The 13,006-nt window shown below is 75.2% G+C and carries 10 protein-coding genes and 1 pseudogene; 5 read left to right on the forward strand and 6 right to left on the reverse strand.

Annotation, left to right across the window (positions count from 1 at the left end; translation table 11 throughout):
- The 4 genes and pseudogenes from F1544_RS09890 to msrA all read right to left on the reverse strand — a co-directional run.
- A pseudogene (locus F1544_RS09890) lies at window positions 1–704 on the reverse strand (hypothetical protein); the annotation flags it as partial.
- Window positions 701–1,921 carry an ATP-binding protein gene (locus tag F1544_RS09895; protein WP_167584776.1) on the reverse strand — a complete coding sequence of 407 codons (1,221 nt, stop codon included), beginning with the start codon at window positions 1,919–1,921 and terminating at the stop codon, window positions 701–703. The gene F1544_RS09895 and the pseudogene F1544_RS09890, both read right to left, overlap by 4 nt.
- A 28-nt stretch (window positions 1,922–1,949) precedes the next feature.
- Window positions 1,950–2,660, reverse strand: a complete 711-nt coding sequence (locus tag F1544_RS09900) for a response regulator (RefSeq protein WP_167584778.1) — start codon at window positions 2,658–2,660, stop codon at window positions 1,950–1,952.
- 259 nt (window positions 2,661–2,919) lie between these two features.
- The gene (msrA, locus tag F1544_RS09905; RefSeq protein WP_167584883.1) at window positions 2,920–3,561 is read right to left on the reverse strand and encodes a peptide-methionine (S)-S-oxide reductase MsrA; all 642 of its coding nucleotides are present in this window, start codon (window positions 3,559–3,561) and stop codon (window positions 2,920–2,922) included.
- Between the two features lie 172 nt (window positions 3,562–3,733).
- Between msrA and F1544_RS09910 the strand changes: the two genes are divergently transcribed.
- Complete coding sequence (locus F1544_RS09910; protein WP_167584885.1) at window positions 3,734–4,900, forward strand: cystathionine gamma-synthase; 1,167 nt, start codon at window positions 3,734–3,736, stop codon at window positions 4,898–4,900.
- A gap of 85 nt (window positions 4,901–4,985) precedes the next feature.
- Here the strand turns inward: F1544_RS09910 and F1544_RS09915 are convergent, their stop codons facing one another.
- Entirely contained in the window at window positions 4,986–7,001 is a 2,016-nt protein-coding gene (locus tag F1544_RS09915) for a vWA domain-containing protein (RefSeq protein ID WP_167584780.1), read from the reverse strand.
- Between the two features lie 259 nt (window positions 7,002–7,260).
- On the opposite strand from F1544_RS09915, the gene F1544_RS09920 reads away from it, so the two are divergent.
- From F1544_RS09920 to F1544_RS09930, 3 genes are all read left to right on the forward strand, one after another.
- The gene (locus F1544_RS09920; RefSeq protein WP_167584887.1) at window positions 7,261–8,766 is read left to right on the forward strand and encodes a CoA-acylating methylmalonate-semialdehyde dehydrogenase; all 1,506 of its coding nucleotides are present in this window, start codon (window positions 7,261–7,263) and stop codon (window positions 8,764–8,766) included.
- A gap of 7 nt (window positions 8,767–8,773) precedes the next feature.
- Entirely contained in the window at window positions 8,774–9,121 is a 348-nt protein-coding gene (locus tag F1544_RS09925; protein ID WP_167584782.1) for a hypothetical protein, read from the forward strand.
- 89 nt (window positions 9,122–9,210) lie between these two features.
- Entirely contained in the window at window positions 9,211–10,176 is a 966-nt protein-coding gene (locus F1544_RS09930) for an aldo/keto reductase (RefSeq protein ID WP_167584889.1), read from the forward strand.
- A gap of 52 nt (window positions 10,177–10,228) precedes the next feature.
- Here F1544_RS09930 and F1544_RS09935 read toward each other — a convergent pair whose 3' ends face one another.
- On the reverse strand, window positions 10,229–11,659 hold the full coding sequence (locus tag F1544_RS09935; protein WP_167584784.1) for a sigma 54-interacting transcriptional regulator: 1,431 nt from the start codon (window positions 11,657–11,659) through the stop codon (window positions 10,229–10,231).
- A 148-nt stretch (window positions 11,660–11,807) separates the two neighbouring features.
- On the opposite strand from F1544_RS09935, the gene F1544_RS09940 reads away from it, so the two are divergent.
- Window positions 11,808–12,989: an AI-2E family transporter gene (locus tag F1544_RS09940; RefSeq protein WP_167584786.1), complete on the forward strand. Its 1,182-nt coding sequence runs from the start codon at window positions 11,808–11,810 to the stop codon at window positions 12,987–12,989.
- Window positions 12,990–13,006 lie beyond the last annotated feature (17 nt).

Here is a 13,006-nt window from a genome sequence, read left to right on the forward strand (position 1 = left end):
CGGGCCAGCTCCGCCCACGCGGTCGCGGGCGCCGCCGGGGCGCTGACCGCGACGCGCTCCAGCAGGGGCACGGTGCCGGCCTCCAGGTCGGCGCGCCGCGAGCGGGCGCTCGCGGCCCGCGCCTCGGCGGCCGCCCGCTCCGCGACGGAGGTCCCGGCGTCGGCCTCGAGGCGGGCGACCTCGCGGCTCGTGCGGTCGAACACCGCGCGGATGCCGAGCGCGGCCGGCAGCCACAGGGTGGCCGGCTGGTTGAGCGCCAGGATCGTCACGAGGTCCGGGCTCCCGCCGGGCGGGCCGTCCTGCGCCAGGACGCAGCCCGCGATGACGGCCGCGCCGCCCAGCTCGGCCGCCAGGGCCGCGAGCGGTCGCCGGCGCACCACGAGGGCGGCGACGATCACCTGCCCCGCGCCGGGCCACCAGTTGGCGTAGGTCCGCCACGACTCGGCGTCGAGGAAGGGCATGACCGCGAGACCCGAGGCGGGCAGCACGAGGGCCGCGGCCCACGCGGCGCGCGCGGACAGCGCGAGGGGACGGCCCGTGAGCGGCCGGGCCAGGACGGCGCTGACGCCGCACACCACGACGACCGCGAGCAGCGACAGGACGGGTGCGTGCGAGTCGCGCAGGCCCAGCACCGCGACGAGCGGGGCGTGGGTGAGCAGCCACAGGACCGCGCCGAGGGCGCAGGCCCGCTGGAACCCGGTCACCGGCCGGCCCGCGCGGGCGCGACCTCGACCGGCACCCGCAGGCGCACGACCGTGCCGCCGCCGGGTGAGGAGGTGACCTCGGCGCTGCCCCCGACCACGGCGGTGCGCCGGTGGACCGACACGGCGAGCCCGAAGCGGCCCGGGGCCGGGCGGGCGGGGTCGAAGCCGACGCCGTCGTCGGTGACCGTGACCTGCGCCGCGGCCCCGGCGCGGGCGAGCTCGACGTGCACGTCCGGCAGGCGTCCCGTGCCGCCGCCGCCGTGGCGGACGGCGTTGCGGACGGCCTCGGCCGCCGCGGCCACGAGGGCGTCGGCCGCCTCGGCGGTCAGCACCGCCCCGGCACCCGCTCCAGCCTCTGCGTCCACCCCGGCGAGGGAGTCCGTGACGAGCACCGCGGCGTGCTCGCGGCCGGCGGCCTCACGCAGGCGGTCGAGGAGGTCGCCGAGGGGGACGGGGACCTCGGGGGGCCGGCCGTCGGGGTGGTCCGCGGCGTCGGGGTCCTCGCGGCGCAGCCGCTCCAGCGCCTGCGCGGCGGCCGCGACGGCGACGGCCCGCTCCGCGGCGTCGCGGGCCTGCGCGGTCAGGGACAGGGAGGCGAGCACGTCGTCGTGGACGATGCCGTCCCAGCGCACGTGCTCGCGCTCGGCCGCGCGGGCCGCGGCGGCCGCGGCGCGCGCGGTGTCGGCGGCCTCCCGGGCGGTGGCCACCTGGGAGGCCGCGGCCTGGACGGCCTGCACGGTCACCGAGACGGCCGCGACGACCACCAGCAGCAGCAGCGAGTCGAGGACCAGCGACGTCCTCGAGACCGCCCAGACGCCCGTGACCTGCAGCAGGAGGCGCAGGAGGAGGTGCCCCAGCGCGGCCAGCAGCGCGCCCCGCAGCCGCAGCGCGACGGCTCCGGCCCCCACGGTCAGCGGCGACAGCGCCAGCACCCACGGGGCGGAGGGCTCCGCACCGGCCGCGAGGGGGAAGGTGGCCAGGGCGGCGTCGCCGGCCAGGACGAGGGCCCAGGACGCCGGCCGGGGGTCGCCGCCGCGCAGCAGGTCGCGCACGAGGACGGCGAGCAGGACGAGGTAGACGGGGACGACCGTCGCCGTCCACAGCGGCGCCGCGGCGGTGCGGCCCTGCGCGAGGTCGGCGGCCACGGTCGGCACCACGGACAGCAGCGCGAGGACCAGCACGACCAGCTGCAGGCGGTGCGCGGTGCGCAGCGTCACCGGCGCGCGCCCCGCGGCGGGTGGGGGCTCACTCCTGCTCGACGACGGCGCGCGGGTCGTGGGGCTGCAGCACCCCGTCCTCCACCGCGCGCCGGTACAGCTCCATGCGGGTGTAGGCGGGCCGGTCGACGGCCGCGTACTTGGCGCGGATCCGCTTGAGGTAGCTCTTGGCCGTCTCGTGCGTGACGCCGATGCGCAGCGCCACGGAGCGCGCGGGCATGCCGCCGGCGTACAGCTGCAGCACCCGCCGCTCCTGCGGCGAGAGGTGGCTCGTGAGGTCGTCGGCGTGCTGCAGGGCGGCCGCGGTCTCCGCCGACGGCAGCGTGTCGCCGTCGGCGACCGAGCGCAGCGCCGCGGCCACGCTCGCCACGGGCCGGTCCTTGAGCAGGACGCCCTGGGCCCCGGCCCGCAGCGCCTCCAGCGCCGCGTCGTGCTGGCGGCCCTCGGTGTAGACGAGCACCCGCCAGCCGGCCCGGACCAGCGCGCCGACGTTGGCGGTGGGCGTGGAGGCGTCGCCGAGGCGCAGGTCGAGCAGCACGACGTCCAGGACGGTGCCGCCGGCGACGGCCAGCAGACCGCCCACGGTGGAGGCGGTGGCGACGAACTCGATGGACGGGTCGAGCGCGGCGAGCTCGGCGCGCAGGCCGCTGAGCAGGGCGGGGTGGTCGTCCACCGCGGCGACGCGGAGACGCGGCTCCGGGGTCCCGGGGGACGCCGGGGCGTCGGTGCTGTGGATCACGTGCGGGCCTCCTCTGCCGCGGAAGGCTACCCAGGTTCCGGGGCCCGCGAGGCCCACTCCGCCAGGTCCGCGACCGGGGACCGCATCGCCCCCCAAAGGGGGTCAGCAGATGGCGCCGGGGGTCGGTCGGGCTCTGGGAGGATCGTCGCAGCGCCCCGCCGGGGGGACGGGGCGCCCTGCGCCCCGGCGCGTGGAGAGGGCGCTGTCGACGACGACAGCGCCCTCTCTCGTGCTCGGCCCCGGTGCGGGGCCGGTGCCGTCAGTCCTCGGTGCTCACGAGGCCGATCTGGCAGGTCAGCCCGTTCGGGCCGTGGTTGCAGTACCCGTTGGGCACCTTGGCCAGGTACTGCTGGTGATGGTCCTCGGCGTACCAGAAGGGGCCGGCGTCGGAGACGGGGCGGATCTCGGTGGTGATCCGGCCGTGCCCGTGGCGGTCCAGCTCGCGCTGGAACGTGTCCCGCGTGGTCTCCGCGGCCTTGAGCTGGACGTCGGTCGTGGTGTGGATCGCGGAGCGGTACTCGGTCCCGCGGTCGTTGCCCTGCCGGAAGCCCTGCGTCGGGTCGTGGTTCTCCCAGAACACCTTCAGCAGCTGCTCGGGGCTGGTGAGCGTCGGGTCGTAGGCGATGAGCACCGTCTCGGCGTGGCCGGTGCGCCCCGTCGTGGACTCGTCGTACGTCGGGTTCTCGGTGAACCCGCCCTGGAACCCGACGGCCGTCGTGACGACGCCCGGCAGCTGCCAGAACATCCGCTCCGCGCCCCAGTAGCAGCCCATGGCCACGTAGAGGACCTCGGTGCCCTCGGGCCACGGGCCCTCGAGCGGGGTGCCCAGGACGGCGTGGTCGCGGGGGACCTCGAAGATCCGCTGCGCACGGCCCGGGAGGGCGTCCTCGGCGGTCACCATCTGGGACTTGTACTTGTTGCCGAACAGCACTGGGTGCTCCTTCCGCTGTCGTACCCGGTCCAACCGCGAGCACCGCCCGGACGTTCCCGCCGCCCGCGGTTCCTGCGCGCCGCCGGCGCGCGCCCGTCTCCTAAGCTGGACCCTCGTGAGCACCCCGAGCGACGACTCCCTCATGCAGGGCTTCTCCACGCGTGCGCTGCACGCCGGGCAGGAGGCCGACCCCTCGACCGGTGCGGTGGTGACGCCCATCTACCAGGTCTCGACGTACAAGCAGGACGGCGTCGGCGGCCTGCGCACCGGCCTCGGCACGGGCTACGAGTACTCCCGGTCCGGCAACCCGACCCGCACGGCGCTGGAGGAGCAGCTGGCCTCCCTGGAGCAGGGGGCGGCGGCGTTCGCCTTCGCCTCCGGCCTCGCCGCGGAGGACGCGATCCTGCGCGCCCTGCTGAAGCCCGGCGACCACGTCGTCATCCCCAACGACGCCTACGGCGGCACCTACCGGCTCGTGAAGCAGGTCGCGGAGCCGTGGGGCGTCGAGCACAGCCCGGCGGACCTGGCCGACCTCGACGCCGTGCGCGCCGCGATCCGCCCGGGCCGCACGCGCCTGGTGTGGCTCGAGACGCCCACGAACCCGCTGCTGACCGTCGGCGACATCGCGGCCATCGCCGCCATCGCGCACGAGGCGGGCGCGCTGCTCGTCGTCGACAACACCTTCGCGACGCCGTACCTGCAGACCCCGCTGACCCTGGGCGCCGACCTCGTCGTGCACTCCACGACGAAGTACGCCGGCGGGCACTCCGACGTCGTCGGCGGCGCGGTCGTCGTGCGCGACGGCGACGACGGGCGCGGGAACTCCCTGGCGGAGCGGATCGGCTTCCACCAGAACGCGATGGGCGCCGTCCCCGGCCCGTTCGACGCGTGGCTCGTGCAGCGCGGCCTGAAGACCCTCGCGGTCCGCATGGAGCGCCACTGCGACAACGCGGAGAAGGTCGTCGCGTTCCTGGAGCAGCACCCGCGCGTGACGGCGATCCTCTACCCGGGCCGCCCCGAGCACCGCAACCACGACGTCGCGGCCCGTCAGATGAAGCGCTTCGGCGGGATGATCTCCTTCCGCACCGCGAGCGCCGAGGACGCGCTGCAGGTCTGCAAGGGGACTCAGCTGTTCACGCTCGCGGAGTCCCTCGGTGGCGTCGAGTCCCTCGTCGAGCACCCCGGCAAGATGACCCACGCCTCGGTCGCGGGTTCCCTGCTGGAGGTGCCGGACGACCTCGTGCGCCTGTCCGTCGGCCTCGAGGACGCCGACGACCTCATCGCCGACCTGGACCGCGCGCTGCGCTGAGTCGACCTCCCCGCCGTGATCATGCAGGTATTACCTGCATGATCACGGCGGGGGAGTCGTCGTCCGGCGGGTCACCGCCGGAGGGTCAGGAGGCGCGGCGGGCCGAGCGGCTCCCCGTGCGCGACTTGAGGTAGTCGTCGACGACGAACGCACCCAGCCGCTCGGGGCTCGGGGTCAGCACCCGGCCGCCGTTGCGGCGGGCGATGGCGTCGACGAAGCGGCGCAGGCCGGCGTCCTCACCCAGCATGAACAGGTTGATCTTGGCGCCGAAGCGGGTGAGCCGGTCGACCTCGTCCACGGTCGCCCGGATCGTCGCCGACGTCGGCGGCCAGCTGAACACCGCCTCGGCGTCCTGCAGGTGCGCCGTGGGTTCCCCGTCGGTGATGACGAGGACGACGGGTTCGGCGTCCGGGTGCTTGCGCAGGTGCCGGCGGGCGATGCTCAGCGCGTGCTGCAGGTTGGTGCCCTGCACGAAGTCGGGTTCCACCTCGGCGAGCTCCGACAGCGACATCTGCTGCGCGTGCAGGCCGAAGCCCACGATCTGCAGGGCGTCGCCGGGGAACTTGGTCGCGATGAGGTGCGACAGCGCCAGGGCCGTCTCCTTCATCGGGCCCCAGCGGCCCTCGGCCGCCATCGAGTAGGACAGGTCGACGCACAGCGCCACGGCCGCGCCGGCCCGGCGCTCGGTCTCGACGACCTCGAAGTCCTCCCAGGACAGCTTCACGGCGCCGCTCGTCCCGGCGGCGGCGCCGCGCTTCAGCGCGTTCGACACCGTCCGCACGACGTCCAGGGGCTGCTCGTCGCCGAACTCCCAGCGCCGCGTCGCCCCCGTGGGTTCACCGCCCGAACCCGCGTCGGCGTTCTCGTGGTCGCCGCGGCCGCGGGTGTCCACGCGCTGCAGGACGTCGCGCAGCGCGGTCTGGCCCAGGCGCCGCAACGCCTTGGGGGACAGCGTGAGACCGGTCGAGGAGCGGGACAGCCAACCCTGCCGCTGCAGCTCGCGCTCCAGCTCGCGCAGGCGGCTGAGCTCGTCGGCGGCACCCCGGCCGAGCTGGCGCTCCAGCGCCTCGACGTCCACGTCGTCCAGCGTGGCGCCGGGGTGGTCCTGGCCGAGCGCGTCGAGCAGGTCGTCGAGCTCGGAGATGTCCTGCAGCGCATCGGCCGCCTCGCCGTAGCCGAGGGGTTCGCTGCCCTGCGCACCGCGCACGCGCTCGCCGCGGCTGAAGTCGAGGTCGGGGCGCAGCGCCCGCAGGTTGTCCGACAGGGCCGCCATCTGCGCCTGCAGGTCGGCGTCGGAGCCGAAGGCCTGGTCCATGAGCTCACCCAGCTCCGCGCGCTGCTGCGGCGACAGGGAGCGCATCAGCCGGGCGGCGGCCGCGGCCCGGCGGGCGAGGGTGTCGACGAGGTCGTCGAGGTTCTCGACCCCCTCGGCGTCCTCGCCGAGCATCTCCCCGTGCTTCTCCATGAACTCCGCGAAGTCCTCGGGGGTGTCCTGACCCCCGGCCTTCTTCTCGAGCAGCTCGTTGAGGTCGGACATCATGTCCTTCATCGCCTGCGCCGCCTCGGCGCCGCCCTGCTCCAGGGCGTCGCGCATGCCCCGGAACTGCTGGTCGACGACGTCGGAGCGCAGGCCCTCGAGGATCTGCTGGTACTGCGCCCGCGCCTCGGGCGAGGCCCACGGGTAGTCCTCCAGCTCGCGCACCGCCTGCGCGGTGGAGCGGGGCAGGGCGTCCAGGCGCGCCTCGGAGAAGCGGGCGTCGTCGCCGTCGCGGCCCGCCAGCTCCTCGCGCTCGGCGGCCAGCGCCTGGTCCAGCTGGGCGCGGGCCTTGGTCAGCGCTCCGTCGAGGTCCCCGCGGCGCGAGGCCTCGCGGCGCATCCGGGCGGCGCGGGCGCGCAGCTCCTCCAGGCCGGAGCGGCCGTCCGGGCCGCGCTGCAGCAGGTCCCGCAGGGCGTCGCGCAGCGAGCCGCCGCGCAGCACCTCCTGCCCGACCTGGTCGAGCGCGGCGCGCACGTCGTAGGGCGGGGCCAGGGGGTCCGGGCCGCCCGCCCACTCGCCGTAGCGGAACCGGCCGGACCGCCGGCGTCCCCGTGCGTCGCTCATGAGCCCGACGCTACGTCGGCTTCCCCCGGGGCGCCACGCCCGCCCCCACCACCCCGGCGCGGGGACGCGCAGCACCCCCGCCACCCCTCGCGCGGGGACGACGGAGTCGCGGACTTTGTCTGGACAAAGGGGGGTCGGGCGGTGGCATGATGCTCCCCGTTCGACCGCTGGGCGGGGAGGTCCCGCCGCACCCGCCGAGGAGGCCCCCGTGTCCACCACCACCGCCAGCTCCACCGACGCCGGCGCCGCCGCGGGGGACCTGCCCGTCGTCGGCCACTGGATCTCCGGTGCCGCCACGACCGGGTCGGGGCAGCGCCGCGGCGACGTGTACGACCCGGCCACGGGCCGCGTCACCAAGCACGTCGCGCTGGCGGAGGCGGGCGACGTCGAGGCCGCCGTCGCCTCGGCCACCGCGGCGTTCCCCGCGTGGCGCGACACGTCGCTGGCCCGCCGCACGGCGGTGCTGTTCAAGTTCCGCGAGCTGCTGGACGCCCGCAAGCCCGAGCTCGCCGCGATCATCACCGCCGAGCACGGCAAGGTCCTCTCCGACGCCCTCGGCGAGGTGAGCCGCGGCCAGGAGGTCGTCGAGCTCGCCTGCGGGATCAACCACCTGCTCAAGGGCGGGTTCACCGAGAACGCCTCCACGAAGATCGACGTGTACTCCGTGCGCCAGCCGCTGGGCACCGTCGCCGTCATCTCGCCGTTCAACTTCCCCGCGATGGTCCCGATGTGGTTCTTCCCCATCGCGATCGCCGCGGGCAACACCGTGGTGCTCAAGCCCAGCGAGAAGGACCCGTCCGCGGCGAACTTCATCGCGCAGCTGTGGAAGGACGCGGGCCTGCCCGACGGCGTCTTCACCGTCCTGCACGGCGACAAGGTCGCCGTCGACGGCCTGCTGACCCACCCCGACGTCGCGTCGGTGTCGTTCGTGGGTTCCACCCCCATCGCGCGCTACGTCTACGAGACCGGCACCGCGCACGGCAAGCGCGTGCAGGCGCTCGGCGGGGCGAAGAACCACATGCTCGTGCTGCCCGACGCCGACCTGGACCTGGCCGCCGACGCGGCCGTCAACGCCGGTTTCGGCTCGGCGGGGGAGCGGTGCATGGCCGTCTCCGCGCTGCTCGCCGTCGACACGATCGCGGACGAGCTCATCGCCAAGATCAAGGAGCGGGTGGCGACGCTGCGCACGGGCGACGGCCGCCGCGGCTGCGACATGGGCCCGCTGGTCACCGGCGCGCACCGCGACAAGGTCACGGGCTACGTCGACGCCGGCGTGGGCGAGGGCGCGGACCTCGTCATCGACGGCCGCGAGGTCGTCCCGGACGCCCAGGACGACGCGGCGGCGGCGGACGGGTTCTGGCTCGGGCCGACCCTGTTCGACAACGTCACGAAGGACATGTCGATCTACACCGACGAGATCTTCGGGCCGGTCCTGTCCGTCCTGCGCGTGGCGGGCTACGACGAGGGCCTCGCCCTCATCAACGGCAACCGCTACGGCAACGGCGTGGCCATCTTCACCAACGACGGCGGCGCGGCCCGCCGGTTCCGCAACGAGGTGCAGGTCGGGATGATCGGCATCAACGTGCCGGTGCCCGTCCCCGTGGCGTACTACTCCTTCGGCGGCTGGAAGCAGTCGCTGTTCGGCGACAGCCACGCGCACGGCACCGAGGGCGTGCACTTCTTCACCCGCGGCAAGGTCGTCACCGAGCGCTGGCTCGACCCCTCCCACGGCGGCCTGAACCTGGGTTTCCCCCAGAACGACTGACGGGTCCGTGAGCGAGGCGGCGCAGGAGCGCGAGGCGCTGCTGCGCCGCTACGCGGAGCTGGTGAGGGCGGAACTGCCCGCGGCGGCCGAGCGCGGGGCGTGGTCGCTGCGGGCCGACCACTGCTTCGGCCGGGTCCTGCTCGACGACGCGGTGGGGGCGTGCTGGTACACCGTCCTGGACCGCCGGGCGGGCGCGGCCTTCCGGCAGCTGGACGACGACCGCCTCGCGCACGCGGTCGCGACGGGGGAGCGGCTGCTCGCCGAGGGCGACGCGCTGCTGCGCGAGCTGGACGCCCGCTCGCTCGCCTGGCGGGGCAAGCGGCCGAAGCGCGGGCCGGCGCCACCCCGGCGCTAGCGTGGCGGCCGAGACCGCACCGGAGCCGTCGGTGCGCCCGCCCGAGGAGAACCGTGACCCACGTCCCGAGCCCGACCCGCTACGACGCCATGCCCTACCGCCGCACGGGGCGCAGCGGCCTGCTGCTGCCGGCGGTGTCGCTGGGCCTGTGGCACAACTTCGGCGACGCCCAGCCGGCGGAGCGCCAGGGCGCGATCCTGCGCCGCGCCTTCGACCTGGGCGTCACGCACTTCGACCTGGCCAACAACTACGGCCCGCCCCCCGGTTCCGCCGAGACGAACTTCGGCCGCCACCTCGCTCGCGACTTCCGCGCGCACCGCGACGAGCTGGTCATCTCCACCAAGGCCGGGTACGGCATGTGGGACGGCCCGTACGGCGAGTGGGGTTCGCGCAAGCACGTCCTGTCCAGCCTCGACGCGAGCCTGCGGCGGATGGGCCTCGACTCCGTCGACGTCTTCTACCACCACCGCCCCGACCCGCAGACGCCGATCGAGGAGACCATGGGCGCGCTGGCGAGCGCGGTCGCGCAGGGCAAGGCGTACTACGTGGGCGTCTCGAACTACTCGCCCGCGCAGACCCGCGAGGCCGCGCGCGTCCTGGACGGTCTCGGGGTCCCGCTGCTGATCCACCAGCCGCGCTACAACATGTTCGACCGCGAGGCCGAGGACGGCCTGCTCGACGTCCTCGACGAGGTGGGCGTGGGGTCCATCGCGTTCTCCCCGCTCGCGCAGGGGCTCCTGACGGACCGCTACCTCGACGGGGTCCCCGCCGACTCCCGCGCCGCGGGCGACAGCCCGTTCCTGTCCACGGGCCGGCTCACCGAGGACGTCCTGGCGACCGTCCGCGCGCTCGACGCGGTGGCCAGGGAGCGCGGCCAGACGCTGGCGCAGATGGCGCTGGCCTGGATCCTGCGCGGGGGCCGGGTCACCTCGGCGCTCATCGGGGCCAGCAGCGTCCGGCAGCTGGAGGACAACGTCGCCGCGGTGCAGCACCTCGACTTCGCGCCCGAGGAGCTGGCTCGCATCGACGCGGCGCTGGGTTCCTCCCGCGCCTGACGGGGGGCCGGGTCCACGGCCGGGCGCTGCCCGGCCGTGGACCCGCGGCGGCTCAGCTGCCGTAGACGGTGCGGCCGTCCTCGAGGACGACCTTGTCCAGGCGGCGGGTCAGGTGCAGGGCCTCGAGGACGAACTCGACGCCCGAGGCGGCCCGGCCCGGCGACGGCTCGTCACCCAGACCCAGGCGGTCCAGCACCCGGCCGAGGCCGGGGACGGTGCCCACCTGCTCCAGCAGCCGCTGCGCCGGGACGAGGTCGCCGGTCTCGATCGTGCTGCCGCCCGTGACGAGGTCGGAGAAGCCGGAGAGCTCCGCGCCGCCGAGGCGGGCCCGGTAGGTCTCCGCCACCGCGGTGCGCAGCAGGTGCTCCAGCACCTCGACCTCGCGGCCCTCCTCGCCCTGCTCGAACTCGACCTTGCCGCCGAGCACGCTGACGATCGTGTGCAGGTCGCCCACGCGGGCCACCGGGTCGCCCGTCTCGCCGGACAGCGCCGAGCGGCGCAGCGCCGCGGCGGCGACGGTCTCGGCGGCCGCGATGGCGAAGCGGGCCGAGACGCCCGAGGCGGGGTCGACGGCGGGGGACTCGCGCACGGCGCGGGTGAAGCGGGCGAGGACCTCGACGAGGTGCTCGGGGACCTCCGCGACCGTGTCGGCCTCCTGCTGGACGAGCTGCACCTCCAGCGCGACCTCGAGCGGGTAGTGGGTGCGGACCTCCGCGCCGAAGCGGTCCTTCAGCGGCGAGATGATCCGCCCGCGGTTGGTGTAGTCCTCCGGGTTCGCGCTCGCCACGAGCAGGACGTCCAGGGGCAGCCGCAGCTGGTAGCCGCGGACCTGGATGTCGCGCTCCTCCAGGACGTTCAGCAGCGAGACCTGGATGCGCTCGGCGAGGTCCGGCAGCTCGTTGATGGCGAAGATGCCGCGGTTCGTGCGGGGCACCAGGCCGAAGTGGATGGTCTCCGGGTCGCCCAGGGTGCGGCCCTCGGCGACCTTGACCGGGTCGACGTCGCCGATGAGGTCGCCGACGGAGGTGTCGGGCGTCGCCAGCTTCTCGCCGTAGCGCAGCGAGCGGTGCAGCCAGTCGACGGCCAGGTCGTCGCCCTCGGCCACGACCCGGCGCCGCGAGGCGGGGGTCAGGGGCGAGTAGGGGTGCTCGTTGAGCTCGCTGCCCGCGATGACGGGCGTCCACTCGTCGAGCAGGCCGACGAGCGAGCGCAGCAGGCGCGTCTTGCCCTGCCCGCGCTCGCCGAGCAGGACGACGTCGTGGCCCGCGAGGAGGGCGCGCTCGAGCTCGGGCGCGACGGTGTCCTCGTAGCCGACGACGCCGGGGAAGCGGTCCTCGCCGGAGCGCATGCGCTGCAGCAGGTTGCGGCGCAGCTCCTCCTTCACGCCGACGTGCTCGTGGCCGGCGGCGCGCAGGGCGCCCAGGGTGCGGGGGAGGGAGGCGGGGGGTTCGAGGGGTAGCGGCGTGGAGGCGCTGGTCGTCACGCGTCCGAACCTACGTCCGACCTCGGCCCCGCGCGACGGCGCGGGTCCCCCGGTGTTCCCCCCGGGCGGTGCCTGGGCGGTGCCCCGGCGTCCCTGGGCGTTCCCCGTGCGGTGCCCGGGTGGTGCCCCGGCGGAGGAGGATGGGCGCGTGCCCTCGCATCCGGTCCGTGAGTCCCCCTACGTCAGCTCCGCGCTGCGCACCTCCGCGGAGTGGTCGTGGCGGTTCATCGTCGTGGTCGCCGGCGTGGCCCTGCTCGTCTACGGGCTGAGCTTCGTCAGCGAGGTCGCGATCCCCGCGCTCATCGGCATGCTCGTCGCGGCGCTGCTGCTGCCCGTCGTCGCGGCCCTGCACCGGATCGGCGTGCCGCAGGTCCTCGCGGCCCTCATCACCCTCCTCGCGGCCCTGGCCCTGCTCGCGGGCCTCGTGACGCTCGTCGGCACGCAGGCCGCTTCCGGCTTCTCCGACCTCTCCGACTCGGCCGTGCAGGGCGTCGACCAGGTCGAGCAGTGGCTGAAGGACGGGCCGCTGAACCTCAGCACCACCGCCATCAGCGACTACGTCGGGCAGGCGCAGGACGCCGTCACCGCCAACCGCGACACCATCGTCACGGGCGTCGTCGGGGTCGCCTCGACCGCGGGCCACGTCGTCGCGGGCTTCTTCATCGCGATGTTCGCGTCGTTCTTCTACCTGCTCGAGGGCCGCCGCATCTGGTCGTGGCTGCTGCACCTGCTGCCGCACCCCGCCCGCAGCCCGCTGGACAACGCGGCCCGGCAGTCCTGGGTGACGCTCACGCACTACATGCGGGCCACGATCATCGTGGCGCTCGTCGACGGGGCCGGCGTGGCCATCGGCGCGGCGATCCTGCAGGTGCCGCTCGCCGTCCCCCTGGGCCTGGTCGTCTTCCTCGGCGCGTTCATCCCGATCGTCGGGGCCCTGCTGTCCGGCGCCGTCGCCGTGCTGGTCGCGCTCGTCGCCCACGGGCCCGTCACGGCGCTGGTGATGCTGGCCGTCGTCATCCTCGTGCAGCAGGTCGAGAGCCACCTGCTGCAACCGTTCCTCATGGGCCGCGCGGTCGCCGTGCACCCGCTGGCGGTGATCCTCGCGGTCGCCTCGGGCGCCACGGTCTTCGGCATCGTCGGCGCGCTCTTCGCGGTGCCGCTCGTGGCCGTGCTCAACACGGGCGTCAGCGCCCTGGCCCGCGGCGACGACGAGACGACCGCCGAGGTCGCGGAGATCGACGACTCCGACGCGCCGCTCGCGCCCGACACCCCGGACGCGACCCCGGTGCGCGCCGGCGACGGCGAGCCGCACGCCTCCGTGGACCGCTGAGGAGCCCACGACAGCGC

The organism is Kineococcus rubinsiae (assembly GCF_011839805.1).
GTDB lineage: Bacteria > Actinomycetota > Actinomycetes > Actinomycetales > Kineococcaceae > Kineococcus > Kineococcus rubinsiae.